25 protein-coding genes are annotated in these 25825 nt (G+C 72.0%); 14 read left to right on the forward strand and 11 right to left on the reverse strand.

Translation table 11 applies throughout. The features are described 5' to 3' along the window. Positions 1 to 88 precede the first annotated feature (88 nt). Genes AB0M56_RS20320 through AB0M56_RS20330 form a run of 3 tightly spaced genes read left to right on the forward strand, consistent with a single transcriptional unit; the run spans position 89 to position 2519 of the window. Positions 89 to 742, forward strand: a complete 654-nt coding sequence (locus AB0M56_RS20320; protein ID WP_364178261.1) for a GntR family transcriptional regulator — start codon at positions 89 to 91, stop codon at positions 740 to 742. A 17-nt stretch (positions 743 to 759) separates the two neighbouring features. After that, positions 760 to 1464, forward strand: a complete 705-nt coding sequence (locus tag AB0M56_RS20325; RefSeq protein WP_364178264.1) for a 4-carboxy-4-hydroxy-2-oxoadipate aldolase/oxaloacetate decarboxylase — start codon at positions 760 to 762, stop codon at positions 1462 to 1464. Further along, the gene (locus AB0M56_RS20330; protein WP_364178267.1) at positions 1461 to 2519 is read left to right on the forward strand and encodes a 4-oxalomesaconate tautomerase; all 1059 of its coding nucleotides are present in this window, start codon (positions 1461 to 1463) and stop codon (positions 2517 to 2519) included. Before AB0M56_RS20325 ends, AB0M56_RS20330 begins: the two co-directional genes overlap by 4 nt. A 21-nt stretch (positions 2520 to 2540) precedes the next feature. Here AB0M56_RS20330 and AB0M56_RS20335 read toward each other — a convergent pair whose 3' ends face one another. Beyond that, on the reverse strand, positions 2541 to 3737 hold the full coding sequence (locus tag AB0M56_RS20335; protein ID WP_364178270.1) for an MFS transporter: 1197 nt from the start codon (positions 3735 to 3737) through the stop codon (positions 2541 to 2543). A 170-nt stretch (positions 3738 to 3907) separates the two neighbouring features. Here AB0M56_RS20335 and AB0M56_RS20340 point away from each other — a divergent pair, with 170 nt between their 5' ends. Beyond that, on the forward strand, positions 3908 to 4822 hold the full coding sequence (locus AB0M56_RS20340) for a helix-turn-helix domain-containing protein (protein ID WP_364178273.1): 915 nt from the start codon (positions 3908 to 3910) through the stop codon (positions 4820 to 4822). 10 nt (positions 4823 to 4832) lie between these two features. Beyond that, positions 4833 to 5603: a nitroreductase/quinone reductase family protein gene (locus tag AB0M56_RS20345; RefSeq protein ID WP_364178276.1), complete on the forward strand. Its 771-nt coding sequence runs from the start codon at positions 4833 to 4835 to the stop codon at positions 5601 to 5603. A gap of 3 nt (positions 5604 to 5606) precedes the next feature. On the opposite strand, the gene AB0M56_RS20350 is transcribed toward AB0M56_RS20345, so the two are convergent. Further along, positions 5607 to 6629: an alpha/beta hydrolase-fold protein gene (locus tag AB0M56_RS20350; RefSeq protein WP_364178279.1), complete on the reverse strand. Its 1023-nt coding sequence runs from the start codon at positions 6627 to 6629 to the stop codon at positions 5607 to 5609. 147 nt (positions 6630 to 6776) lie between these two features. Here AB0M56_RS20350 and AB0M56_RS20355 point away from each other — a divergent pair, with 147 nt between their 5' ends. Next, complete coding sequence (locus tag AB0M56_RS20355) at positions 6777 to 9026, forward strand: FUSC family protein (protein ID WP_364178281.1); 2250 nt, start codon at positions 6777 to 6779, stop codon at positions 9024 to 9026. Between the two features lie 400 nt (positions 9027 to 9426). On the opposite strand, the gene AB0M56_RS20360 is transcribed toward AB0M56_RS20355, so the two are convergent. Further along, positions 9427 to 9825, reverse strand: a complete 399-nt coding sequence (locus AB0M56_RS20360) for a DUF302 domain-containing protein (protein WP_364178284.1) — start codon at positions 9823 to 9825, stop codon at positions 9427 to 9429. 163 nt (positions 9826 to 9988) lie between these two features. Here AB0M56_RS20360 and AB0M56_RS20365 point away from each other — a divergent pair, with 163 nt between their 5' ends. Then, complete coding sequence (locus AB0M56_RS20365; RefSeq protein WP_364178287.1) at positions 9989 to 11110, forward strand: LLM class flavin-dependent oxidoreductase; 1122 nt, start codon at positions 9989 to 9991, stop codon at positions 11108 to 11110. An 11-nt stretch (positions 11111 to 11121) separates the two neighbouring features. After that, on the forward strand, positions 11122 to 12462 hold the full coding sequence (locus AB0M56_RS20370) for an NtaA/DmoA family FMN-dependent monooxygenase (RefSeq protein ID WP_364178290.1): 1341 nt from the start codon (positions 11122 to 11124) through the stop codon (positions 12460 to 12462). A gap of 56 nt (positions 12463 to 12518) precedes the next feature. Here the strand turns inward: AB0M56_RS20370 and AB0M56_RS20375 are convergent, their stop codons facing one another. Then, positions 12519 to 12911 (reverse strand): STAS domain-containing protein, encoded by a 393-nt coding sequence (locus AB0M56_RS20375; RefSeq protein ID WP_364178293.1) that lies wholly within the window; start codon positions 12909 to 12911, stop codon positions 12519 to 12521. A 195-nt stretch (positions 12912 to 13106) separates the two neighbouring features. Here AB0M56_RS20375 and AB0M56_RS20380 point away from each other — a divergent pair, with 195 nt between their 5' ends. The 3 genes from AB0M56_RS20380 (at position 13107) to AB0M56_RS20390 (ending at position 14098) form a co-directional block, all read left to right on the forward strand. Next, positions 13107 to 13373, forward strand: a complete 267-nt coding sequence (locus tag AB0M56_RS20380) for a DUF4235 domain-containing protein (protein ID WP_364178295.1) — start codon at positions 13107 to 13109, stop codon at positions 13371 to 13373. Positions 13374 to 13387: 14 nt separating this feature from the next. Continuing rightward, positions 13388 to 13552, forward strand: a complete 165-nt coding sequence (locus AB0M56_RS20385; RefSeq protein WP_364178298.1) for a hypothetical protein — start codon at positions 13388 to 13390, stop codon at positions 13550 to 13552. A gap of 381 nt (positions 13553 to 13933) precedes the next feature. Next, positions 13934 to 14098, forward strand: coding sequence for a hypothetical protein (locus AB0M56_RS20390; protein WP_220240458.1), 165 nt, complete (start codon positions 13934 to 13936; stop codon positions 14096 to 14098). A 623-nt stretch (positions 14099 to 14721) separates the two neighbouring features. On the opposite strand, the gene AB0M56_RS20395 is transcribed toward AB0M56_RS20390, so the two are convergent. The 7 genes from AB0M56_RS20395 to AB0M56_RS20425 all read right to left on the reverse strand — a co-directional run bounded on the left by AB0M56_RS20395 (position 14722) and on the right by AB0M56_RS20425 (position 23423). After that, the gene (locus AB0M56_RS20395; RefSeq protein ID WP_364178301.1) at positions 14722 to 15459 is read right to left on the reverse strand and encodes an SDR family oxidoreductase; all 738 of its coding nucleotides are present in this window, start codon (positions 15457 to 15459) and stop codon (positions 14722 to 14724) included. 54 nt (positions 15460 to 15513) lie between these two features. Then, positions 15514 to 16119 (reverse strand): VOC family protein, encoded by a 606-nt coding sequence (locus AB0M56_RS20400; RefSeq protein WP_364178304.1) that lies wholly within the window; start codon positions 16117 to 16119, stop codon positions 15514 to 15516. Positions 16120 to 16219: 100 nt separating this feature from the next. After that, entirely contained in the window at positions 16220 to 16675 is a 456-nt protein-coding gene (locus AB0M56_RS20405; protein WP_364178334.1) for a DUF6328 family protein, read from the reverse strand. Positions 16676 to 16994: 319 nt separating this feature from the next. Further along, positions 16995 to 18683, reverse strand: coding sequence for a hydantoinase B/oxoprolinase family protein (locus AB0M56_RS20410; RefSeq protein WP_364178307.1), 1689 nt, complete (start codon positions 18681 to 18683; stop codon positions 16995 to 16997). Then, positions 18680 to 20812 carry a hydantoinase/oxoprolinase family protein gene (locus tag AB0M56_RS20415; RefSeq protein WP_364178310.1) on the reverse strand — a complete coding sequence of 711 codons (2133 nt, stop codon included), beginning with the start codon at positions 20810 to 20812 and terminating at the stop codon, positions 18680 to 18682. The genes AB0M56_RS20410 and AB0M56_RS20415 overlap by 4 nt, the downstream gene beginning before the upstream one ends. A gap of 3 nt (positions 20813 to 20815) precedes the next feature. Further along, the gene (locus AB0M56_RS20420) at positions 20816 to 22096 is read right to left on the reverse strand and encodes an MFS transporter (RefSeq protein ID WP_364178313.1); all 1281 of its coding nucleotides are present in this window, start codon (positions 22094 to 22096) and stop codon (positions 20816 to 20818) included. Between the two features lie 52 nt (positions 22097 to 22148). Next, positions 22149 to 23423, reverse strand: coding sequence for a lyase family protein (locus tag AB0M56_RS20425; protein WP_364178316.1), 1275 nt, complete (start codon positions 23421 to 23423; stop codon positions 22149 to 22151). A 126-nt stretch (positions 23424 to 23549) separates the two neighbouring features. Here AB0M56_RS20425 and AB0M56_RS20430 point away from each other — a divergent pair, with 126 nt between their 5' ends. From AB0M56_RS20430 to AB0M56_RS20440, 3 genes are all read left to right on the forward strand, one after another. Next, a complete protein-coding gene (locus AB0M56_RS20430) occupies positions 23550 to 24317 on the forward strand; it encodes an IclR family transcriptional regulator (RefSeq protein ID WP_354870182.1) in 768 nt (255 codons plus the stop codon). Between the two features lie 96 nt (positions 24318 to 24413). Beyond that, positions 24414 to 25436: a membrane dipeptidase gene (locus AB0M56_RS20435; protein WP_364178319.1), complete on the forward strand. Its 1023-nt coding sequence runs from the start codon at positions 24414 to 24416 to the stop codon at positions 25434 to 25436. 148 nt (positions 25437 to 25584) lie between these two features. Beyond that, positions 25585 to 25825 (forward strand): leucine zipper domain-containing protein (locus AB0M56_RS20440; RefSeq protein ID WP_364178322.1); only part of this gene is annotated, 241 nt, incomplete at its 3' end.

Below are 25825 nucleotides of genomic sequence, written 5' to 3' on the forward strand. Positions count from 1 at the left end.
GGACCCGGATCGTCACAAGAGTCGTCTACGAAATTGTTGACAATCTCGTATGGGATGCTTAGCGTCACCATCGAGGAGAGGAGCCGGGATGACCACCACGCCGAAGGAAGGGGAGGCCGGCAAGCACGCCGCGCTCGACGCGCTGCGGGCCGCCCTGCTGGCAGGCGACGTCGTCCCGGGGCAGCGGCTGGTGGAGGCCGAGCTGGCCGAGACCTTCGGCGTCACGCGCGCGAGCATGCGCGCGGCCTTGATCGACCTGACCGCGGAAGGCCTGGTGGAGCGCATCCCGCACCGCGGGGCCCGGGTGCGGGTGGTGTCGGTCGAGGAGGCCGTGGCCATCACCGAGTGCCGCATGGTGCTCGAGGGCCTGTGCGCGGCCAAGGCGGCGGAGAAGGCGACCGACGACGAGATCGACTCGCTGCGTGAGCTGGCGGTGCGGCTCCAGTCGGCCGTCGACGACGGCGAGTCGATGAAGTACTCGGAGCTCAACCGCGAGCTGCACCGCACGGTGCGGGAGATCGCGGGCCAGTCCGTGGCGGCGGAGCTGCTGGAGCGGCTCCACGGCCAGATCGTCCGCCACCAGTTCCGGCTCGCCATGCGCGCGGGCCGGCCGCACGTGTCGCTGCCCGAGCACCTGGCGATCATCGACGCGATCGCCCGCCGCGACCCGGACGCCGCCGAGCAAGCGGCCCGAGCGCACCTGCGCAGCGTGATCACCGCGCTGCGCGAGACCGACAACTGAGCGATGGAGCAGGCTGAATGAACACAGTGGTGGTGACCGACGTCCCCCGGGCGCCCGGCGAGAAGATCGACGAGCTGGCCGGCTTCGGCGTCGCCACGGTGCACGAAGCACTGGGGCGCACGGGTTACCTCGGCGTGGAGCACCGGCCGCTGCACCGCGGTTCGCGCATCGGCGGCTCGGCCGTGACAGCGCTGTGCTGGCCGGGTGACAACATGATGATCCACGCGGCCGTGGAGCAGTGCCGGCCGGGTGACATCCTCGTCGTCACCACCACTTCCCCGTCCACCGACGGCATGTTCGGCGAGCTGCTGGCCACCTCGCTCGTGTCCCGCGGCGTGCGCGGGCTCGTGATCGACGCGGGGGTGCGCGACGTCGCGGAGCTCAAGGAAATGGGCTTCCCGGTGTGGTCGCGGGCGATCAGCGCGCAGGGCACTGTGAAGGCGACGGCCGGTTCGGTGAACGTGCCGGTGACCGTCGGCGGGCAGACGATCCGCCCGGGCGACGTGATCCTGGCCGACGACGACGGTGTGATGTGCGTGCCACAGCGCGACGTCGACCGGGGCATCGCCGCGTCGAAGGCCCGGCTCGCCAAGGAAGAAGCGACGCGGACCGCGCTGGCCGGCGGTGAGCTGGGGCTCGACCGCTACAACCTGCGCGAGAAGCTCGAGTCGCTCGGCGTGCGCTACCTGACCGCCGAGGAGTATGAGAAGGAGCAGGCGTGACGGGCGTCCCCTGCCTGCTGATGCGCGGCGGCACGTCGAAGGGCGCATACTTCCGCGCCGAGGACCTGCCCGCCGACGCAGCGGAGCGCGACGACCTGCTGCTGCGCATCATGGGCAGCCCCGACCCGCGCCAGATCGACGGCATCGGCGGCGCCCACCCGCTCACCAGCAAGGTGGCCGTGGTGTCGCCGAGCACGACGCCCGGCGCGGACGTCGACTACCTGTTCCTGCAGCTCGGCGTGGCCGAGGCGACGGTGACCGACCGGCAGAACTGCGGCAACCTGCTCGCGGGCGTCGGCCCGTTCGCGGTGGAACGCGGCCTCGTGCCGGCCGGCGACAGCGAGACGACCGTGCGGATCCGCATGGTCAACTCGGACAGCACCGCCGTCGCCCGCTTCCCCACTCCCGGCGGGGTCGTCGAGTACGCGGGTGACACGGCGATCTCCGGCGTGCCCGGTACCGCGGCGCCGGTGGTGCTCGACTTCGCCGATACCGCGGGGTCGACGGGCCACGGCCTGCTCCCGACCGGGCACCTCGTGGACACTGTGGACGGTGTGCCGGTGACCTGTGTGGACAACGGCATGCCCGTGGTCGTCGCACGGGCCGCCGACTTCGGGCTCACCGGCTACGAAACGCCTGAGCAGCTCAAGGCCGACACCGCGCTTCGGGCGCGGATCCAGTCGCTGCGGTTGCGGGCGGCCGAGCTGATGGGCCTCGGCGACGTGCGCGACAGCTCGGTCCCGAAGACCACGCTCGTCGCGCCGCCCGTCGACGGCGGCACGATCTGCACCCGCACGTTCATCCCGCTCGAACCGCACACGTCGATCGGGGTGCTCGGGGCCGTCAGCGTGGCCACGGCGCTCCTGCTGGACGGTGCCGTCGGGCACGAACTGGCGAAGCTGCCCGGCACCTCGCGCATCGACGTCGAGCACCCGACCGGCCACCTGCAGGTCGAGGTGGAGGTGGACCCGGGCGAGACCCCGCCGCGGGTGCGCCGCAGCGGGGTCGTGCGCACGGCCCGGAAGCTGTTCGACGGCACGGTTTTCCCGCGCTGACGCCTTCCCCGGGGGTGCCGCTCAGGCGCCCCTGGGGAACGCGTGCTTGCGGCCGCCGATCACCGCGACCGCCGCGAAGACCAGCAGCACCAATGAAGCCCACGTGATCGACGCCGTGCCCAGGCTCGCGATCAGCAGCCCGCCGACGATTCCACCGAGGGCGATCGAGCCGGAGAAGAACGAGATCACGATCGACTGCGCGACGTCGGCGGCTTCGGCCGTCGCGGTGATCGCGCCGCCGATGAACAGGCTGGGCGAGCTGCCGAACGCCAGGCCCCACGCCGCGGCGGCGAGGTAGACGAGCGCGGGCACACCCGCGAGCACCGCCAGGACCAGCACGCTCACCGCGAACAGCAGTGTGCTCGCGACGATCAGCTTGCGCAGGTGGTGGTCGATGTGCGCGCCGACCACGACCACGCTCAGCACCGACGTGACACCGAAGGCGAACAACACCCACCCGGCCTGGCTCTCCATGCCCGCGAACCGCAGGAAGTCGGTCACGTAGGTGTAGAGGATGTTGTGCGCCACCATGTACGTGGTGAGCGCGAACAGGATCGTGCGCAGCCCGGGCATCGCGAGGACCTGGCGGAGCGTGAAGCGTTCGTGGCCCGCTTGGCCGGGCAGGTTCGCCAGGTTCACCACGAACCAGAGCATGTTCAGCAGGCTCAGCACCGCCGAGACCCAGAACGCCGTCTGCCAGCCGCCGAAGGTGCTCAGCCACGTGCCCACCGGCACACCGAGGGCCAGCGAGATCGGCGTGCCCGCCAGCGCGATGGCGATGGCACGGCCCTGCACGCTCGGCGGCGACAGGCGCGCGGCGTACCCGGCGAGCTGCGTCCAGACCAGCGCGGTGCCGAGGCCGGCGACGAACCGGATCACCATCGTGAGGGTGTAGTCGGTGGACAACGCGGTGAGCGCGTTGGTGATCGCGACGGTGCCCAGCGCGACCTGCAACACGGTCTTGCGCGACCACTTCGCGGTCAGGCGCGAGAGCGGGATCGCGGCGAGCGCGGTGGCGGCGGCGTAGATCGTGACGATCTGGCCGGTGGCCGCGACGCTCGTGTGCAGGGTCCGGCTGATTTCCGGCAGCAGGCCGGCGGGCAGGCACTCGGTGAGGATGCCGATGAACCCGGCGAGGAAGAGGCCGAAGAGGGCCTTGCCCGGAAGCCGGTCCCGGCCGCGCGCGGTGGCGGGCGAAGCTGTGGTGGTTTCGGTCATCTCACTGATCCCTCTCCCTGGTGCCGGGCCGCTCGGCGGGCACGGTTCACTGTGCGCCGGGCCTGAAGGGTTACCCAGGTGCCCGTTTCGCGTACGTCCCGCGTGCCTACTACTGGCAGGGACAGGCTCAGGAGCAGCGATTTCGTGGTTCGGGCGCGATACTGAGGGACATGGCCACGCACCCCCGCACCGAGCAGGCGCTGGATCCGCGCGCGGAGCTGAGCGAGTTCCTGCGCTCGCGGCGAGCCCGCCTGAAGCCGGCTGATGTGGGCCTGCCCGGGTACGGCCGGCGCCGGCGCGTGCCGGGGTTGCGGCGTGAGGAGCTGGCGCAGCTCGCCGGGGTTTCCGTCGCGTACTACACACGGCTGGAGCAGGGCAACGGCCGCAACGTCTCGCTCGAAGTGCTGAATGCGATCTCCACCGCGCTGAACCTGTCAGAGACCGAACACGCGCACCTGCTGCACTTGGCCAAGCCGCAGCAGCGCAAACGGCCGGTGCCGCGGCAACGGCAGCAGGTGCGGCCCGCGCTGCAGACGATGCTCGACGCGATCGAGAGCGTGCCCGCGTACGTGTGGGGCCGCCGCACCGACGTGCTCGCCTGGAACAGAACGGCGTCGGCGCTGTTCGGCGACTGGGCCGCGCGGGCGCCGGAAGACCGCAACTGGGCTCGCATCGTCTTCCTCGATCCGGCCGCGCACAGCCTGTACGCGGACTGGCGCACCAAGGCGGCCGACGTCGTCGGTCAGCTGCGGCTCGACGCCGGGCAGCACCCGAACGACCCGCTGCTCACCGAGCTGGTCGGGGAACTGTCGGTGAAGAGCGAGGAATTCCGCACGATGTGGGCCGCGCACGACGTGAAGCGCAAGACGCACGCGACGATGCGGTTGACGCACCCGCTCGCGGGTGAGCTGACGTTGCACTACGAGACGTTCACCCTGCCCGGGGAGCCGGATCAGGCGTTGTCGGTGTACCATACCGAGCCCGGTTCGAAGTCGCAGGAAGCGTTGCGGCTGCTGGTGAGCTGGGGCCCGGACGCGGCCGCCGCGGTCGATCACGCTCGCGCGTCGGAGGCTTCGAAGCACTAGCGTGGACCGCGTGACCTCCGCCTACACGTCCACAGTGGACATCGCCCGGCCCGCCGGCGACGAGCGCACCGCCGAGCAGTGGGCGCGAGCCGTCTGGGAAGACGCACCGGCGCCACTGCGGGCCTTCCTGCGCGTGGGCTGGCGGTGCCTCGGCCTGCGGACCCGGCCCGGGCCGGGCCGCGTGCTCGGCTGGACGGTCGTGAGCTCCGAGCCCGGCAGCGTGGTGCTCGAAGCACCGTCGAGCCTGCTGACCACGCGCAACACCGTCGACGTCGGCTCTCGGGTGCGCTGGACCACCACCGTGCGATTCGACCGTGCGCCGGCCCGCGCGTTGTGGGCCCTCGCGGCGCCGATCCACGCGGTGGTCATCCCGTGGCGGCTGCGCGAAGCCGCCCAGCGCGGCAGCGGGTGGCACCGGCTGGTGACGACGTTCCAGCGCCGCGTCGGCAACCCAGTGCTGTCGCGGCTGCCCGGCCAGGTCCTGCTGGAGACCACGGGCCGCGCGTCGGGTCTCCCGCGCCGCACACCCGTCGGCGGCCGGCGCACCGGCGACGAGTTCTGGCTCGTGTCGGAGTTCGGCACCCGCTCGCAGTACGTCCGCAACCTGCAGGCCGACCCGCGCGTCCGCGTCCGGCTGCGCGGGCGCTGGCACCGCGGGACCGCCCATGTCCTGCCTGAGGACGACGCCGTGGCGCGGCTGAAGTCGTTGCCGCGCTTGAACAGCGTCGGGGTGCGGGCCTTGGGCAACAACCTGCTGACGGTGCGCGTCGACCTGGAGTGAGCGCTAGCGGGCCAGCCGTTCGGCGAGCCATTCGAGGGCCGGCGGGTAGCGGTAGTCGATGCCGCCGTGGCCGGCGTCGAAGAGCTCGAAGTGCAGGCGGTCCTCGGGCAGGCCGGCCTTGAGGAGCTCGTCGCGGAACGCGGCGGCGCCGAGGTCGAGGAACCACTCGTCGCGGGTGCCGGCGTCGATCCAGACCGAGTACAGGGAGCGCAGCGTCTCGGCGTGGGCGGGCGCCATGCGGACCGGGTCCCACGCGAGCCAGCGGTCCCAGACGTCCGGTTTGAGCACACCGGTCACCGCGTCGAAGGGCAGCTCGGGCGTGCCGTCCTCGCGCGCGGAGAAGCACGCGGCGACGCCGAGGGCCACGAGCAGCGACTCGTCACCCGGTTTGGTGAACGCCGGACGTGATTGGAAGTCGTCCCACCAGCGGAAGATGTCGTGGTCGTACTCGCGCAGCACGCGCACGGCCTTGCCGAACTCGGGCACGTAACTGAGCTCGTAGAGCGTGTCTCCGGCGTGCGTGGCGAGCGCGCCGAACAGGTCGGGGCGCAGCATCGGCGTGATCATCGCGCCGAAGCCGCCGGAGGACTTGCCGGTGATCGCGCGTGACTCGCGCGCGGGGATGGTGCGGTAGTGCGCGTCGACCCACGCCACGATCTCGTCGCATAGGTACGAGTGGTAGCGCCCGGTGCCGGGTGAATCGACGAACTGCGAGCCGCCGTAGGAGGTCCAGGCGTCGACGTAGACCACGACGCAGGGCGGCGCGCCGTCGGCGAACACCGCGTCGGCCGTTTCGAGGTACGGCTGACGGAACGCGGTGCGGTTGGCCCACATCGCGACCTGGCCGGTGTAGCCCTGGATCACGTAGATCACCGGGTAGCGCGCCGCGGAGCCTTCGTAGCCCGGCGGGACGTACACCCACAGAGGCCGCTCGTGCGGGTCGCCGAGCGGGTTGTCCCGCAGCAGCTCCGAGGTGATCGTGTGGCGGTCGAGCCGGCCGGCGAGCGGGGCGTCCCAGGGCAGCATGGGGACAGTCAACCAGGTCCGCGCGGTGAGTGGCGGCGTTCCACAGTGGATTCGGGCCCGTTCCGGGTTCTTGACACACGCGGTTTTGCCCGACCATGCTCGCGTCCGGGCGTGGTGCCCCCTCGACGGTGGGAGGCACGGCGGGCCATGACGGTTCTCGGGTGGCTGCGAAGCCGGGACAACAACCTCTCGGCGCTGCGCCGCACGGGCCGCGCCGCGATCATCCTGCCGTCGCTGTTCGCGGTCGGGAACCTGGTGCTGGGCAGCGCGCTGATAGGCCTGTTCGCGTCCGTCGGCTCGGTGGCGCTGCTGCTGTTCGTGGACTTCGGCGGGCCGATCCGCGACCGGGTGTTCGCGCAGGGCGCGCTCGTGCTCGCCGGCGGTGTGCTCATCTCGCTGGGCACGCTCGTATCGCGGATCGTCTGGCTCGCGGCGGTGACCACCGTGGTGGTGGCATTCGTGGTGCTGTTCGCCGCCGTGGTGAGTTCCGTGATCGCGAGTGCGACGACGTCCCTGCTCGTGTCCTTCATCCTGCCCGCGACGCTGCCCGGCTCGCTCGCCACGCTGCCCGACCGGCTGCTCGGGTGGGGCATGGCGGGGGTCGTGTCGATGGCCGCCATCGCCGTGCTGTGGCCCTCGCCGGTACGCAACCCGCTGCGGATCGCGACGGCCCGTGCGTGCGCGTTGCTGGCGCAGCGGCTGCGGACCGAGGTCGAGTGCGTGCGCTGCGGGTTCCTGCCGAACCTGGTGGCGCAGGTCGACGACGTCGTCGCGGAGTCGAGTGCCGCCGTCGCCGCGCTGCGGGACTCGTTCTTCGGGACGCCGTATCGGCCGACGGGGCTGACGACCTCGACGCGCACGCTCGTGCGGCTGATCGACGAGGTCGTGTGGCTCGAGGAGATCCTGGCGCGGATGCCCGTCGCCGAAGGTCACGGCGCCACGACGGCTGCGGTGTCGGAGGTCAAGCTGGCCGCCGCCGTGCTGCTCGACCACGGCGCGGGGCTGCTGAAGGCGGTGGCTTCGGCGCCCGACGACCTGGCGGTCGAGCTCGCGCGGCTGCGGGAGGCCCGCGGGAAGATGGAAGCGACCGCGACGTCGGCGCTGCCGGATCCGGACACGGCGGAGTTCGTGACGTCGCTCGAACCGAGCTTCCGCGCGCAGGAGATGAGCTTCGCGATCTCCGAGATCGCCCAGAACATCGAGCTGACCGTGGCGGCACGGCGGCGGACCTGGTGGGAGCACCTGATCGGGCGGCGGCCGGACGGCGCCGGTTCGGCGCTGTCGTCGGTGCAGGAACGGACGGGCGCGCACGTCGCGTGGACCTCGGTGACGCTGCACAACAGCGTGCGCGGCGGCATCGCGCTCGGGGCCGCCGTGCTGATCGCGGATCTGACCGGGGTGGAGCACTCGTTCTGGGTCGCGTTCGGCACGATGGCGGTGCTGCGGTCCAACGCGCTGAGCACCGGGCAGAGCGCGGTGCGGGCGCTGCTCGGCACGGTCGCGGGGATCGTGGTCGGCAGCGTGCTGATCCTGCTGCTCGGCCACGACACGACGGTTTTTTGGGCGCTGCTGCCGATCGCGGTGGTGTTCACCGGGCTCGCGCCCGCCGTGATCTCGTTCGCCGCCGGGCAAGCCGGGTTCACCGTCGTGCTGTTGCTGCTGTTCTCGCTCATCCAGCCCGCCGGGCTGCAGATCGGGCTGGTGCGGGTGGAGGACGTGGCGATCGGGTGCGCCGTGAGCCTCGTGGTGGGGATCGTGTTCTGGCCGCGCGGCGCCGCCGCCGAGCTGCGGCGCGCCGTGGCGGACGGGCTCGCTGAAAGCGCCCGCTACCTGCGCGGCGCCGTCGAGTACGGCGTGAGCCGCTGCGATGAGCTCGTCCCCGCCACCATCGAGCCCGGCGACGAGAACCGCCGAGCCGCCGCCGCGGCCCGCCGCCTGGACGACACGTTCCGTGTCTTCCTCACCGAGCGCGGCCCCAAACACGTGCCCCTGGCCGACGTCGCGGCGATGATCACGGCCGTCGCGGTGCTCCGCCTGACCGCGGAGGCCGTGCTGGACCTGTGGCGCCGCGAGACCGGCGGCGCCGTCGGCGACCGCACCGCCGCGCGGGCGGAGGTCCTCGCGGCGAGCGACGAACTGACCCGCTGGTACGAAGCCACCGCCGACGCCCTCACCGGGTCCGGCATCGTCCCGCCGCTGAAGTCCCGCGACCCGGCCGCCGACGCGCGCCTCCTGACGGCCGTCCACCGCGACCTCTCCGGCGACGACCACCAGGGCACCGCGGCCGCCGTGAAGATGATCTGGACCGCCGACCACCTCGACGCGGCCCGCCGCCTGCAGCCCACGCTGGTCGGCCCGGTGACGGCGGCAGCGCGGCATTCGTCGTTGACGAGCTGAGGAGCAGCTTCTGGACGCGAAGTCGCCTTCGCGTCCAGAAGCGTGAAGCCGGTACCGAGAGCGCCGCTGCCCCGATTGGCAGGGCAGCGCACTGCGCCAGTGGCAAGCGCGTCGGGCGCCGTGAAGCCACCTTCACAGCGACAGGTGCCAAGGCAGTGCCGAGAAGCGCCGCTGCCTCGATGGCGGGCATTGCACTGCGCCACTGACAAGTGCCATGCCGCGCCGCCCAAGAGCCTTCGCGGCGAGCATGCGCGCGTCGCGCCGCGCTCGTCATCGCCGAGTTGAGGAGCGCCGCCGACGCGAAGGCGGGCAGAGCGATGCCTGTGGCAAGTGCCCTGCCCGCCTGCCAAGTGCCTTCGCACCAGGCCCCCTGAGCTCGTCGCGACTGAGCTGAGGAGCGCTACTCCGTCGCCTTCCCCACCAGCGTCGCGAGCCCCTTGCCCAGCGCCCCCACCGCGGCGGCGCTGGCCTCGCCCAGGTTGTGGCGCTCGGCGAGCCACGTGGCGTCGTTGTAGGTGACGTGGACGGCGCCCTGGTCGTCTTCCCAGGCGAGCGCCTTCAGCGGCAGGTCGAGGCCGCTCGTGGGGCCGTCGGCGAGTAGCGGGGTGCCGCCGCGGCCGTGGCCGAACACGAGCAGTTGCATGGGCCGCAGCTCGAGGCCCGCGGCGACCGCGTTGGCGGCGTGGTCGATGCGCGCGAACACGATCAGCCCCGCGTTCTCGGCCAGCCCCACGAGCCGATCCACGGTCTCCCCCACCGGTCGGCTGCTCGCGACCGTCACCAGGCCTTCTCCCGCCATCACCACTCCTCGTCCACGCCGGGTTTCCGCGTGGACGCTACTCCCCCGCGTTATTCCCGATCGGGCGGGAAAAGCGCGGCTTTCCCAATGGCTGGTTCCGGCTGCCGCACCCGCGGGTCCCGGCGCACACTGCGAAGGCAGGCCGAGCGGAAAGGACGCGCACATGGCAGGTGGACCCTTGCTCGCTGTCGCCCTGGAGGGGGCCGGCTGGCACCCGGCGGCGTGGCGGGAGCCGGCGGCACGGCCGGCCGAGCTGCTCACGGCCGGGTACTGGACCGGTCTGGCGCAGGAGGCCGAAGCGGCGAAGCTGGATTTCGTCACCTTCGAGGACTTCCTGTCCCTGCGCACCGACGCCCAGGGCCCGTTCGAGGACCGCACCGACGTCGTCCAGGGACGGCTCGACGCGGTGCTGATCGCCTCGCGCGTCGCGCCGGTGACCTCGCGCATCGGCCTGGTGCCGACGGCCGTGGTCACCCACACGGAGCCGTTCCACCTGTCGAAGGCCATCGCGACGCTCGACTACGTCAGCGGCGGCCGCGCGGGCGTACGCGTGCAGGTGTCAAGCCACGAGGAGGAGTACCGCAACTTCGGCCGCCGCGAACCGGCCGACGCCGCGGACCTGTTCGACGAGGCCGCGGACTACGTCGAGGTGCTGCGCCGGCTCTGGGACAGCTGGGAGGACGACGCGGAGATCCGCGACATCGCCACCGGCCGGTTCGTCGACCGCGAGAAACTGCACTACATCGACTTCGAGGGCCGCTGGTTCTCGGTGAAGGGCCCGTCGATCACGCCGCGGCCGCCGCAGGGCCAGCCGCCCGTCGCCGCCTTGGCGCACAACGACCGTGCCTATCGGCTGGCCGACAACGCCGCTGACCTCGTGTACGTGACACCGCAAGACCGGGCGGACGTCGCGAAAATCCGCGCCGCCGTGGACGAGCGCCTGCGCGTGTTCGCCGACCTCGTGGTGTTCCTCGACGACAAGCCGGGCGCCGCCGCCGACCGCAAAGCGCGCCTCGACGACCTCGCCGGCGCCGAGTACACCTCCGACGCGCACGTCTTCACCGGCACGCCCGCCGAGCTCGCCGACCTGCTGCTCGACTGGCACGCCGCCGGCCTGACCGGGTTCCGGCTGCGGCCGGGCGCGCTGCCCGACGACCTCACCGCGATCACGCGCGGACTCGTGCCCCAGCTGCGCGGGCGCGGCGCCTTCCGCCACGACTACGAAGCCGCCACGCTGCGGGGGCTGCTCGGCCTGCCCCGCCCCGCGAACCGCTACGCCGCCTGAGGAGGGACCCGATGACCGAGCCGAAGCAGATCCACCTCGCGGCGCACTTCCCGGGCGTCAACAACACCACCGTGTGGAGCGACCCGGAGGCGGGCAGCCACATCGAGTTCAGCTCGTTCGTGAAGCTCGCGCAGACGGCCGAGCGCGCCAAATTCGACTTCTTCTTCCTCGCCGAAGGCCTGCGGCTGCGCGAGCAGAACGGCCTGATCTACGACCTCGACGTCGTCGGGCGCCCCGACACGTTCACGGTCCTCTCGGCGCTGGCCGCCGTCACCGAGCGGCTGGGGCTCGCGGGCACGATCAACTCGACGTTCAACGAGCCGTTCGAGGTGGCGCGCCAGTTCGCGTCGCTGGATCACCTCTCGGCCGGGCGCGCGGCCTGGAACGTCGTGACGTCGTGGGACGCCTTCACCGGCGAGAACTTCCGCCGCGGCGGCTTCCTGCCGCAGGACCAGCGGTACTCGCGCGCCGAGACGTTCCTGCGCACGGCCTGGGAGCTGTTCGACTCCTGGCGCGGCGACGAGGTCCTCGCGGACAAGGCGAGCGGCCGCTTCCTGTCCGACGCCCACGCCGGCGCGTTCTCCCACCACGACCAGCACTTCACCATCGACGGCCGCTTCCCCGTGCCGCGTGGCCCGCAAGGCCGGCCCGTCACCATCCAGGCCGGCGACTCCGACGAGGGCCGCGAGTTCGCCGCCGCCACGGCCGATGCCATCTTCAGCCGCTACGGCACGCTCGAGACCGGCCGGCCGTTCTACCGCGACGTGAAGGGCCGCCTCGCGAAGTACGGCCGCACGCCCGACCAGCTCGTGATCATGCCCGCCGCGACCTTCGTGCTCGGCGACACCGACGCCGACGCCCACGAGAAGGCCCACGTGGTGCGGCTGCAGCAGGTCAGCGAGCAGACGGCGATCAAGTTCCTCGAACAGCTCTGGAACACCGACCTGTCCGAGCACGACCCGAACGGCCCGCTGCCCGACTTCGACCCGGTCGTCGGCGAGGACCTGATCTCGAAGGGCCGCGCCAGCGTGCGGATGTACCGGGACCCGCTGGCCACGGCGAAGCAGTGGCGCCAGCTCGCGGAGGCCAAGAACCTGACCGCGCGGGAGGTCGTCATCGAGGTCACGGGGCGCCAGACGTTCATCGGCTCCCCGACGACCGTCGCGACCGCCATCAACGACCTCGTGCAGAACGACGCCGCCGACGGGTTCATCCTCGTGCCCCACGTGACGCCGGGCGGGCTCGACGAGTTCGCGGACACGGTGGTGCCGCTGCTGCAGGACCGCGGGGTGTTCCGGACGGAGTACTCCGGGACGACGCTGCGAGACCACCTGGGGCTCTCGCAGCCCTGATGCCGCAGGTGCCGCCCCTGCGGGCCGCGACCTCGCGCGCCCGGACGCGGCCGGTGTCAGGAGCGCAGCCGCGACACGATCCCCAGCCACGCCTTCGCGTCGGACAAGTCGTGGTGAACCTGCAGCACGCGGTCGAGCCCGAGCATCCGCAGGGGACGCAGCACCGCGAGCCGGCCGGTGACGATCGCGTAGGGCACCGCGGCGGCGCGGGCGGCCTCGTGGGCCCGGACGAGGGTGCTGATGCCGTCGGACGAGCAGAACGTGACCTCACGCAGGTCGATGAGCAGCACTTGGGGCCGCAGCTCGAGCTCCACGGCAAGCTGCTCGGCGAGCCGGCCGGCGATCGTCGCGTCGACGTCGCCTCGGACCACCACGGTCGTGCCCTCGGCGGTGGTGAACACGACGACGACCGGCGGGTTCGCGGGGACGTCCGGGAGGGGTTCCGCCACGGCAGGCCTCCCTCCACACATCGGCGGAGACGCCAGGTGCGCGGGCCCGGCCGGTCTCCGGAGTCCTCGGCACAGGCCGGGACGACGGCAGACGGCTTCTTGTTGAACCGCGGTCACCGCAGCCTACGCCGGTCACGACCGGGCCAGGGCGGCGGCCGAGGTTGAGCCTCGCTCGCGCCGGGGTACCCGGCCGGCATGAAAAAGACGCTGTACAAACCGTTGAACTTCGCCGTCAGCGCGCTTGGCGGTCTGGTCGCCGGCCAGGTCTTCAAGCTGCTGTGGCAGCGGATCGCCGGCGAGGACGACGCCCCGATCGCGACGGACAAGCACCGCGGCTGGCAGGAGATCCTCATCGCCGCGGCGGTGCAGGGCGCGATCTTCGGCGCGGTGAAGGCCGCCGCCGAACGCGCCGGCGCCGTCGGCTACGAGAAGGCCAGCGGCGAGTGGCCCGGCGACGACTGACCCCGGGAGCGACCGTGGACGACGAACGACCCACCCCAGAACCCGACCACTTGGCCGCGGACGAGGACTCGAGCGGCAACCGTCCGCCACCTTCGCGGCGGGCCGAAGGCGAAACGCCGCTGGAGGACGAGCATGGCCGGTCCCGCCGCGGGAGGGAGAACCTCCGCGGCGGCGACTGACCGGCCCGACCCCCAGCGCTGTCCGACGCCGGCGCCCCCGCGCTTCGCCGGTCACCGGTTCGAGGTCGGCGCGGCGCTCGGCGTGAACGCGGTTCACCGACACGCCGCACGATCCGTTCCCGAATGTCCACATCGGACTCCCGTCGGCCCGGAATCGCCGGAACCAGCTGGACTTCCGGGGTGCCGGGGGGCGTTGGGCGCCTCCGGATGATTGCGGGGCGGCGGCCACTCGGGCGCCACCGTCGGCCTGCCGCGCCGGGGGCTGACGGGTCGCCGGCCGAATGCGCAACCCCTCACCTTCCGGGTGAAGCGGAGTCGCGTTTGCTTGCCGCGGGGGCGGGTATCCGGAATCGTTGTGGGGCAAAGAGAACGGAGGCAACCATGACCATGGCCGAACAGGAGACCCGACAACAGCCGGACGCGGACGCCGAACCCACGCCGCGTGCCGCCGAACTACCCGGGCAGAATCGCCGGGAAACCGGCAACGAGATCCGGATCGCCGCGCAGCGCGCCGGACGCGAATGGCAGCAGCCGGAAACCGACTGACCTGCCGTTTCGACCCACTCCCCGTCCCCAAGCATCATTCTTCGGCGTGGCGGTGCACCGTCGGCGGACCGCCATCGACCCGTGCGCGACATGGGCGCAACGGGCCGGGGGACCGCGGCGGCCGCGCGGTGCGGACCGCCCCCGGCTCGGCACCGCCTGCCAGGACCGCCGCGGCCGACGGTGGCGGTCGCCCACGAAGCGGCCGCGCCGGCTCGCCGACGTCGAGTCGACTTCCTCGCGAACTGCTCCCGGCGCGGCTGGTCGCGCTGATCCCCAGCACCTGGTGGTGAAAAAGTCCTGGGGGGTCGCCGGCGGCTACCTCGACGCCGGGCCGCTCTGGCAGCGCCTCGCCCGCCACGGCGTGCACTACCGTCGCGCCGCGCCCCGCCGGGCCAGCGCGGCCGACGATCTCGCCGGCGAGATCGGCCCCGAGGCGCCTGATCGCCACACCCGACCAGCTGCTCGTCGACCGTCCGCTCGCCGGGCCCGGCCCTCGCCACCGCGACGCGACGGTCCTCAATGGACTGACGGGCAAATCCGCACTTCGGAGTCGAGATTTGCCTGCCCATGCCCCGCTCCGCCTGACCATGGTCGCCGGCCGGGTCACCGCCGGAGGCCGAGCGTCAGAAGGCGAACTGCTGCCCACCGTCGATGTCGTACGTGGCACCCGTCAGCGCCGTGTTGGTCATGAGGTGCACGGCGAGCGCACCGACGTCCACCGGGGTGACGATGCGGCCGATGGGCAGCGTGGCGCGCAGTTCGGCGCGGCGGTCGTCCAGGCTCTCGCCCAGCAGGGACGCCGACAACGGCGTGTCGACGAACCCCGCGGCGATCAGGTTCACTCGCACCGGCGCGATCTCGAGGGCCAGCGTCGCCGCGAACGGGGGCAGCGCGGCGGTGGCCGAGGACACGATGCCGAGCGCACGGTTCACCCGCCGGCCACCGGTGCCGCCCATCAGGACGAGCGAGCCACCCGGGGGCATCTTCGGGGCGGCGTTGCGGGCGGCTTCGAGGCCGACCACGAGGTGGTCGCTCAACGCGTCGCGGATCTCCGCCGCGGACATCGCCAGCAGCGGCCCGTAGCGCGGTGCCCCCGCGGTGATCATGACGTGGTCGACGGCGGCCAGGCCCTGGAAGAACGCGGCCATCGCCGCGGGGTCGGTCGCGTCGAAGGCCGCGGTGTCCTGCGCGCCGACGTCGGCCGCGGCCTTGTCGAGCTTCTCCGGATCGCGCCCGGTCAGCACGACCTGCGCGCCCTCGGCCCGCGCGAGCCGCGCGGTCTCCAGGCCGATCCCCGCACTGCCCCCGATGACGACGACGGTCTGGCCCGCCAGACCCCGCCCCCGCTCGACGTCCGTCATCCGTCCTCCGTGCTCGTGAACAGCCCCCTCGTGAAAGCCCTCCGCGTGAAAGCCTCAGAGCGGCAGTTCCGTGCCCGCCTGCTCCGCCACCATGTACCGGCTGTACCACTCCGGCCAGTTCGCGTCGGCCTGGCCGGTGCGTTTCTCGTGCTCGCCGTGCGCCACCTCGGCGCGGCGCATCGCGTCGGCCAGGTCGCTCACCGACGCGAACGACGTCTCCGCCGCGTCGACCCGCCCGGGCAGCCGCGTGGTGATCTCCTGCAGTTGCCACCGGTTCCCGTCGGGATCGGCGAACGTGGCCTGCGACCGGTAGCTGGTGCGGTCGGGGTCCAGCCCGGGTTCCGGCCCGTCCGGGCCGAAGTGGACGAGCTCGCTCACGGCCACGCCGGCGGCGACCAGCCCGGCGCGCGTCGCCTCGATGTCGGAGACGACCACGTACCCCTTCGCCGAACCGGGTTTCGCGTCCGTGAGGTTTTCCCCGAACTGCACCGAGCACGGCGACCCGTGCGGGGTCAGCTGCACGATCCACGGCGGCGTCTCGTCCAGCCGCCAGCCGAGTCCGGTGTAGAACGCCTTGGCCCGCTCGACGTCCGCGACGGGGATCACGAGCACCTCGACCTTCATGTCGACGTTCTCGAGCCCGCTCTCCGACGTGGTCATCCCGGCCTCCCGTGGCAGCGCAGGCGCCCCAGCGTAGCCGTTGTGCCCGGAAGCGGGACCGGTGTTGAAAATCTCTCCGCCGATCGGGTCCGGGTGTGGCTCACCGGCGTCTGAGCAAGCGTGGCACGACACCCCAGAACACGACGAAGAGCAACAGCGCGAAGCCGGCCACGCCGAACATCGCCGCCGCGCCGTAGACGACCCTCGCGATGAGCGCGACCGTCACGGTGATGGCCAGCGCCAGGCAGACCAGCCCGGCGACCACCACGCGGTTGCCCACGGTGAGGATGAGCTCGCGGCTGCCCGTCCGGAACAGCAGCCGGTGCCAGGCCGCGGGTGCGGTGAGCAACGTCGTCGCCGCCACCGCGAGCACGACGGCCGCCATGTGCAGGCCCTTCTCGAATCCGCTGGCCTCGCGGAACAGAGAGGTGAAGACCACCGAAAGCAGGAACCCGAACAGGATCTGCACCCCGGCCTGGGCCACCCGCAGCTCCTGCAGGAGCTCGTTCACGTTCCGCACGAGCTTTTCATCGCGGGTCTCGCCGGAGGTCTCCATCACCCATCCGAGTGTAAGCACGACCAGCGAAGGCGGCAGCGCTTCGCCCGCTGCGCCAAGGTTTCACCCCCGTGAGACGGGGTACCCGGGTTTCAGGCGCGGCACGCGGTCCCAGCCAAGTCGCGCCGACCGGGCGTCGCCGGTCCACGAGGTCGGCGACGCCCTTCGACCTGCCCGGAAACCGGGGAAACCGACTGTCCTCATCGGACTGCTTCGAGATCGTCACCTCTGCGGCGGAGAGTCACCCCCGGAGTGCCGGGAGCGAGCCTCCGCCACGGAAGTCACCACGCGCTGGGGAACATAGTGCTCAGGCCGAGGATCAGGCTTTCCGCGTCGCGGTCAGTGCCTCCAGGTCCACTGTCACGCCGTACACGTCGAGCGCCTCCTCCACGGAGAGCAGCTCGTCACGCACGTCGCGCAGCACCGCCTCGACCGGACGGTCCACAGGGGACCCGTGCCCACCGCCGCCGGCCGTGTGGAGGGTGACCGTCGGAGCACCGGCGTCGAACGGCAGCGCCCCCAACCGGGCCGAGGTCTCGGACACCGGCACCGCGACGCCGTCGATCCGCGCCTCGGTCGGCCGCGCCGCGCGACCACCCGCCAGCCCGAACGGCGGATGACTTTGCTGGTGACAACCCGCCGCCAAGGTGAGCCCGCTCCCGGCCCGCGGCGGCCGCAGCGTCACCACCTGGCCGTGCCCACCTCGGAACCGGCCCGCGCCGGCCGTCCCCGGCGCGAGCTCCTTGCGGTCGATCCGCGCACCGGTGGTGGTTTCGTAGATCTCGACCGGGATGCTCGACGAGCTCGTCGGGTAGCAGATCGCGTCGACCCCGTCGCCGCCGTGGCCGGCCCCTAGCCCGCCGCCGGTGAAGGCGAGCGAGCTGACGGCGACGTCGTGCGCACCGGTGCCGATGAGCCGCACGCTGCTCTTGAACCCGCCCGCCGCCGGGATCCGCTCGGGCAGCACCCCGGCGAGGGCGCCTTGCACGAGCGGGATGACGTGCCAGCCGACCTTCGTCCGGTCGTTCACCGACGCCGGGTGCACCGGGTTGAGCACGGAGCCGGAGGGCGCCTGCACCCGCACCGGCCGGAACAGGCCCTGGTTGCTCGGGATCTGCGGGGTCAGCAGGCAGTTCAGCGCGTACGTGGTGCGCGCGGTGGTGAACGTCAGCGTCGAGTTGATCCCGCCGTGCGGGTGCTGCGGCGGCACGCGCACGTAGTCGACCAGCAGGTCGCTCCCGGACACGATCAGCTCGACACCCAGCGTCAGCTCGTCGAACGTCAGCTCGAACGGGTAGGTGCCGTCCGGAATGGACTCGACGGTCGCGCGCATCGCCTTCTCCGCGCGGGACTGCACGGCGTCGGACAGCTGCTGCAGGTCGTCGAGGCGGTTCTCGTCGAGCAGGTCGGCGGTGTGCGCGGCGGCCACGGAGTTCGCGGTCACGATCGCGTTGATGTCACCGATGACCAGCTCCGGCGTGCGGACACTCTCCCGCAGCGTGGAAAACACCGCTTCGTTGCGCACGCCCGCGTCGTACAGCTTCAGCGGCGGGAAGTACACGCCCTTCTCGTACACGCTGCGGGCCTCGGACTGGTTGAGCAGGCCGCCGATGTCGCTCACGTGCGCGATGGACCCCGCGAACCCGACCACGCGTCCGTGCTTGAAGAACGGCGTCACCACGGCCACGTCCGGCAGGTGCCCGGCGCCGATCCACGGGTCGTTGGTGAACAGCACTTCGCCCTCGCGCAGCGTTTCGGCGGGGAACGTGTCCAGCAGCGCCGCGGTGAGGTGCGGCAGGGTGAGGTTGAACGTCGGGTTGCTGGTCACGGCGTGGGCGACGAACCAGGCGCGGGCGTCCATGATCTCGCAGCCGAGGTCGTTGCCGGTCGACACGACGGTGCTGAACGCGGTGCGGCGCAGCACGGTCTGCATCTCGTCGGCCAGCGTCACCAGCCGCCCCCACACCACTTCCAGGGTGATCGGGTCGTCGAAGACGGATCGGTTCACAGCTGTGCCTCCGTTCGGGTGACCACCAGGTTGCGGTACTCGTCGACGACGGCCGTGCTGCCCGGCGCGACGAGCACGGTGGACTCGCGTTCCTCGACCAGCGCCGGCCCCGCGACGTTCATCCCCGGCTCCAGCGGGTAACGGTCGTACACCGGGGTGTCCACGTAGGACTCCAGCTCGATCCAGTACGCCGGCCGCGTGTGCTGCGGCACCGGGTCCCCGAAAGCACGAGCGCTCCGCCGCTCCACCGCAACCTCGGCGAGCCTTCCGCTCGCCACCACGCGCCACGTCATCACCTCTACCGGGATGTCGTCGTGCGCGTGGCCGTAGAGATCGGTGTAGGCCTTGAGGAACCGGGTGCGGACCTCGTCGCGGCACGTCGCGTCGAGCTCGCCGCCCGGCAGCGGCACGGAGATCTCGTTGATCTGCCCGGCGAAGCGCGCCGACACCTGGCGTTCGAGCGTCACGTCCGCGCGTGCCACCCCGGCCTCGGCGACCACGTCGCGGCCCTGCTCCTCCAGCTCGGTCACGAGCCGGCCGACGGCGTCCCAGTCGGTGGTGTCCAGCAGCTGCGGCTGCGAGCGCGAGAACTCGAACGACACCGGCGCGACGAGGAACCCGATCGCCGAGAGCACCCCGGCGGCCAGCGGGTAGAGGATCCGTTCGTTGCCCAGCAGCCGGGCCACCGACGCGGCGTGGATCGGGCCCGCGCCCCCGGACGCGAGCAGCGCGTAGGACCGCGGGTCACCCCCGCGTTCGACGATGTGCAGCTTCGCCGCGGCGGCCATGTTCTCCACCACGAGCTGGTGGATGCCCCACGCCGCCTCCGTGCGGGACACGCCGAGCGGCCCGGCGACGTGCTCGTCGATCGCGCGTTCGGCGGCCGCCCGGTCCAGCGTCATCTCGCCGCCGAGGAAGCTCGCGGGGTCGAGGTAGCCGAGCACGAGGGCCGCGTCGGTGACCGTCGGCAGAGTGCCGCCGAACCCGTAACACGCGGGGCCGGGCGCGGCACCCGCCGATTGGGGACCGACCTTGAGGAGGCCGAGCTCGTCGATCCACGCGACGCTGCCGCCACCGGCGCCGATCTCCAGCATCTCCACGGACGGGAACTGGATCGGCAGGCCGGAGCCCTTCTTGAACCGGTGCACCCGTGCGACTTCCAGCTGGTGCGAGATCGCGGGCCGGCCGTCCTCGATGAGGCAGATCTTCGCCGTAGTGCCGCCCATGTCGAACGCGATCAGGTCGCGCTCACCGCACAGGCCGCCGTAGTGCGCCGCGCCGATCGCGCCGCCCGCGGGGCCGGACTCGATGAGCCGCACGGGCAGCTCGGACACGGTCTCCACCGTCGCGATCCCGCCCGAGGACAGCATCAGGTACAGCCGGCCGCGGTAGCCGGTTTCGGCGAACGCGGTGGCGAGCGTGCGCAGGTACTCGCGGGTCAGCGGGCGCACGTAGGCGTTGGCCACGGTGGTGCTGGTGCGTTCGTACTCGCGGATCTCGGGCGCGACCTCGCTGGAGACGGAGATGTCGGCCGCGGGCCAGAGTTTGCGCACCAGGTCCGCCGCCGCGCGCTCGTTCTCGGGGCTGCGGTAGGAGTGGAGGAACGAGATGGCGACGCTGGAGAGCTCCGGTGCTCCCGGATCGGCACGGCGGTCCTTCGCATCCTCCTCGCGGATCCGCGCGAGGGCCGCGGCCACGTCGGCTTCGCGGACTTCGGCCACGATCTCGCCGGTGTGCTCGGTCCGTTCGCCGATCTCGCGGCGCAGGTACCGCGGCACGAGCGGCTCGGGGAAGCACAGGGCCAGGTCGTAGATGTCGTAGCGCTGCTCGGTGCGCAGCGCCAGTGTGTCGCGGAAGCCCTCGGTGGTCAGCAGTGCGACCTTGGCGCCCTTGCGTTCGATCAGCGCGTTGGTCACCAGGGTGGTCCCGTGGATCACGTTGGTCAGCGCCTCGGCGCCGACGCCCGCGCGCTCCAGCAGCGTCCGCGAGCCGTGCAGGGAAGCGCGTGACGGGTCGTCGGGTGTGGTGAGGCACTTGAAGATCTCGAGCGCGCCCGTTTCGGTGTCGAGCAGGGCGAAGTCGGTGAACGTGCCGCCGATGTCGAAGGCCAGCCGGTAGGTGGGTGCCACGGGTCAGGATTCCTTTCGCTGGCCGGCGAGGGGCCGGGCGCCGGTTTCGATGGCGAAGCCGCGGCTTTCGGGGATGCCCTTGACGAGGAACGGGAGCGCGATCACCGCGATCAGCACGCCGTAGAGGGCGGGCAGGAGCTTGCCGCCCGCGTCGAGCAGCACGGCGTCGAGCAGCGGCGCGGTGCCGGCGAACACGGCGTAGGAGAAGGTGTAGGCGATCGAGCCGGCGGAGTAGCGGACCTCGGGCGGGAAGACCTCGGCGTTGGTCACGTTGCCCGCGGCCTGGACGCCGGCGACCGGAATGACCAGCAGCGCCTGGGCCACGCAGACCAGCGGCAGGTTCCCGCCCGCGATCAGCAGGTAGGCCGGCACGGTGAGGACGGGGATCGCGACGGCCGCCGTGATCATCACCGGCTTGCGGCCCACCCGGTCGGTGAGGGCGCCGCACCCGACGCACGACACGGCGAACGTGACGAACGCGAAGAGGCTGATCCACAGGGCCGTGGTCGAGGACAGGCCCGCGACCTTGGTCATGTACGTGGGCATGTACCCGAGCAGCGTGTGGAATCCGACGCCGACGAGCGCGTAGAAGACGATCAGCACGCCGATCGTGCGGCCGTGGCGGCGCAGCGTTTGCCGGAACGAGGTGGCCGCCTTTTCCCGCGTCCGCAGGTGCACACCGGTTTCGGCCAGACGCAGCCGCAGGTAGATGCCGCCGCACGCGAGCAGCCCGCCCGCGACGAACGGCCAGCGCCAGCCGCCGGAAGCGTAGAAGTCCGCGTTGAGGCAGAACAACAGCACCACCAGCGTCGCGACCGCCGTGCCGACGCTGCCGAAGCACAGCACGATGTTCACGTACAGGCCGCGCTTTCCGGCCGGTGCGGATTCGGCGGCGTAGGTCGCGGCGCCGGTCAGCTCGCTCGCCGCCGCGAACCCCTGCACCAGACGGCAGAGCGTGAGCAGCAGCGGTGCGGCGAAGCCGATCGTCGCGTACGGCGGGATCACGCCGATGAGCGCCGTGGACAGTCCCATGAGGACCAGCGACACGGCCAGCGCGGTGCGGCGGCCGTGACGGTCGCCGACGCGGCCCATCACCACGCCGCCGATCGGGCGGGCGAAGAAGGACACGCCGTAGATCGCCAGCGTGCCGAGCAGCGCCGCCGTGGGGTTGGTGCCCGGGAAGAACTGGGTGGCGATGATCGCGGTCGAGAACCCGTAGAGCGCGAAATCGAACCACTCCACGAAGGTGCCGACCGACAACGCGAAGGTGGTCTTCGCGCTCATTCTCGCCACTCCGGCCGGCTCGGTGGCGCGGATTCGGTGCGTGCCATCGGTTTCATGAGGACTCTCCTGCGGAGGCGGAGGTGGCCGCGCCGACGGCGGTGCGATAGCCCGCCGTGGTCGCGAGGGTCACGTACTCGTCGAGTGCGCCGGCGGCGTTGCGCGCCACGGCTTCCTCGTCCCACTGCAACCGGGCCACGCACTTCTCGCGGAAGATCGTGGCCGCGGCGGTGAGGTCTTCGAACGCGCCGACGAGCGCGTCGAGGACCACCGGTTCCATCACGTTCAGCTCGAGCTCGCCGGCGTCGGCGGCCGCGTCGACGGTCGCGGCGGCCCCGCGGACGCGGAAACCGAGCTGCAGCACCAGTTCCGGCACCACGGGGTTGACCTTGCCGGGCATGATCGACGAGCCCGCCTGCAGCTCCGGCAGCCGAACCTCGCCGAGGCCGCCGACCGGGCCGGACGACAGCAGGCGCAGGTCGCGGGCGATCTTGCCGAGCGCGCCGGACGCGCGGACGAGCGCGGCGGCGACGGCGGCGTAGGCGTCGAGGTGGGCCAGGGCGTCGAAGTAGTCCTCGGCCGGTTTCAGCGGACGTCCGGACAGCTCGGCGAGGTGGCGCACGGCCAGCTCCGCGTAGCCGGCGGGACTGCCGATGCCCGTGCCGACCGCGGTGGCGCCGAGGGGGACCTCCGCCAGGGCCGCCACGGCTTGGTTCACGACATCGCGCGTGCGGCGGATCGCGTGGGCGTGGCCGTGGTGGGTCTGGGCGACGGTGAGCACGACCGCGTCCTGCAGGCAGGTGCGGCCCAGGCGCACGAGCGCGCCCTGGTCGGCCGCGAGCGCGTCGAAGGCGTCGGCCAGGCGGCTCAGCGCTGTCGTGACGGGTTCGGCCAGCTCCGTCAGCGCGAGCGCCATCGCGGTCGGATAGGTGTCGTTGGTGGACTGCGACCGGTTGACGTGATCGTTGGGGTGCACGGAAAGCGGCTCGCCCGAGTCCCGCAGCAGCTGCTCGGCTCGGGCGGCGAGGACCTCGTTCACGTTCATGTTGGTCGAGGTCCCGCCGCCGCCCTGCACGAGCGTGAGCGGGAACTGGTCGCGGTGGTGCCCCACGCCGATTTCGTCCGCGGCGTGGGTGATGGCATCGGCGCGGACGGGGTCGAGCGCACCGAGCTCCGCGTTGGCGCGCGCGGCGGCGGCCTTGACCTGGGCGTACGCGGTGAGGAAGGCCGGCACGTCGGCCAGGCGCCGGCCGTGTGCCGGGAGGTGGGCGAGCGCCTTGCGGGTCTGCTCGCCGAACAGTGCGGCCCCGGAAGGGGCGGTGATGGACATGGCCGGGGAGTCTGCGATCCGATGCCCGGCCGAAGCCACCGGTGTTGCCACGAGAGCACTCTGAATCGTCTCAGTGTGCTCTGGTGACCACTTGTGTAGCTTCCACAGCACCACTACGGTCGAGACATGGCCGAAAACTCCGACACCTCGACCGTCGGCCGCGTCGCCGCCGTACTCCGCACCCTCGGCGAGGACGAGCGCCACCCCGAGCTGTCCGGGGCCGAGATCGCCCGCCGCGTGGGCCGTGAGCGCAGCCAGATCTCGCGGATGCTCAAGGCTTTGTCCGCCCACGGGCTCGTCGAGCAGAACCCCGAGACGCGCGGGTACCGGCTCGGCTGGCAGCTGCACGTGCTCGCGGCGCGCGCCGGTGACCAGCGCCTGCTCGGCAGCGGCACGGCGGTGCTGCGCGCCGTGGTCGCCGAGACGGGCGAAAGTGCGCTGCTGTCGATCCTGCAGGGCGACCAGTCGTTCACGATCCTGCGTGAGCGCTCGCCGCACACCGTGCAGGCCGGCGGCTGGGTCGGGCGAACCTCGCCCCTGCACGTGACCGCGTCGGGCCGCGCGCTGATCCTCGACCACGAGGACGACGACATCCGGGCGCTGCTGGCCCGCACGCCGCCGGGCGAGTTCGGCCCGCGCGCGCTGCGCAGCGTGTCCGAGGTGCTCGAACGGCTGCACCACGAGCGGCAGGAGAGCTGCACCGTGGCGATCGACGAACTGGAGGGCGGGCTGCTGTCGGTCGGCGCTCCCGTGCGGGACGCGACCGGGCGGATCATCGCGTCGCTCAACGTGTCCGCGCCGACGAGCCGGGCACTGGACCGCCTGACCGAGCTCAGCGCGACGACCAAGGTCGCCGCGCGCCGGCTGAGCGCCATCATGAGCCGAGCGTCCTGATGGCGTGCTCTCAGAGCATCATCACGTGACGGCACAGCCACCACACACCTAGACTCGCCGGCGATTCCACTGTGGACCGTCGAGGAGTGCCTTGTCATGACCGAAGCAGTCGCCCTGCACCACGACGCCCTGCATCACAACGCCCTGGTCGCGGACGCGCACAACGACCTGCTCATGCTCTGCTCGCGCTACCCCGCCGCCCGGCAGGCCGGGTACTTCCGCCGCGTCTGGCTGCCGCAGCTGCGCGCCGGCGGTGTCGACCTCCAGGTGCTGCCGGTGTTCCTCGAACCCGAGTTCCGCCCCGAAGGCGCGCTGCGCCAGACGCTGCGGATGATCGAGACCGCCTGGCGCGTCGAGGCCGGCAATCGCGATGCCGTGCGGCTGTGCCTCACCGGCGACGACATCCGCGAAACCCTCGCCGACGGCCGGATCGCCCTCGTGCTGGCGCTGGAGGGCTGCGAAGCCGTGGGCCTCGACGTCGGCCTGTTCGAGACGCTGCACCGGCTCGGCGTGCGGATGGCGTCGTTCACGCACTTCGGGCGCACGATGCTCGCCGACGGCTCGGTCGAGGACGAAACGGGCGGCCGCCTCACGAGCGCGGGCGTGGACGCCGTGGCGGTGTGCGAGGAGCTCGGCATCATGCTCGACGTCTCCCACCTCGGCGCCACGTCGACCGACCACCTGCTGGAGCTCGCCACCCGGCCGCTGGTCGCGTCACACTCCTCGGCCTTCGCCGTGCGCGCCCACCACCGCAACCTCACCGACGCGCGCCTGCGCGCGATCGCCGACGCCGGCGGGGTCGTGGGGATCAACGTCCTGGCCCAGTCCGTCGACGAGCACGAGCACACCGTCGCCCGCGTCGCCGACCACATCGAGCACGCCGCGGACGTCGTCGGCGTCGCCCACGTCGGCCTCGGCCCGGACTTCATCAAGGAGGTCTCCGACAGCCTCCGCCGTGCTGACGAACGCTCGTGGGACGACCGCACCGCGCGCGAGTTCGTGCCCGGCCTCGAAGGACCCGCCGGCCTCCCCCGCATCACCGCCGAGCTTCACCGCCGCGGCTGGGCCGAGCCGACGTGTGCCAGGTGCTCGGGCTCAGCTTCCACGACCTGTTCCTGAAAGAGCTCGGAGTTCCGGGAGCCGCCCGCTAGCTGTAGTGACCATGGACGTTGTTGACGTGTGAGCGGCGCGTCGGGTTGATCATGACGAAGACCTCGGTGTGTGGTGGTGGTGTCTGACGCCATCACCGATCACAACGGAGGTCTTCGTGTCTCACCGTAACGCCCGGCTGACCCTGCATGGTCGACGGTTGCTGGTCGAGCGTGTCACCGCCGGACGCCCGGTCGCGCATGTCAGCGCCGAGCTGGGGATATCCCGGGCGACCGGACACAAGTGGGTCCGCCGCTACCGCCATGAAGGAGACGCCGGCCTGACAGACCGATCCAGCAGGCCGCATCGCTCACCCCACCGCGTCGCATCCGAGACCGAACGCCAGATCACCGATCTGC

The sequence above is a fragment of the Amycolatopsis sp. NPDC051372 genome (assembly GCF_040682095.1).
In the GTDB taxonomy this organism is placed as follows: Bacteria; Actinomycetota; Actinomycetes; order Mycobacteriales; family Pseudonocardiaceae; genus Amycolatopsis.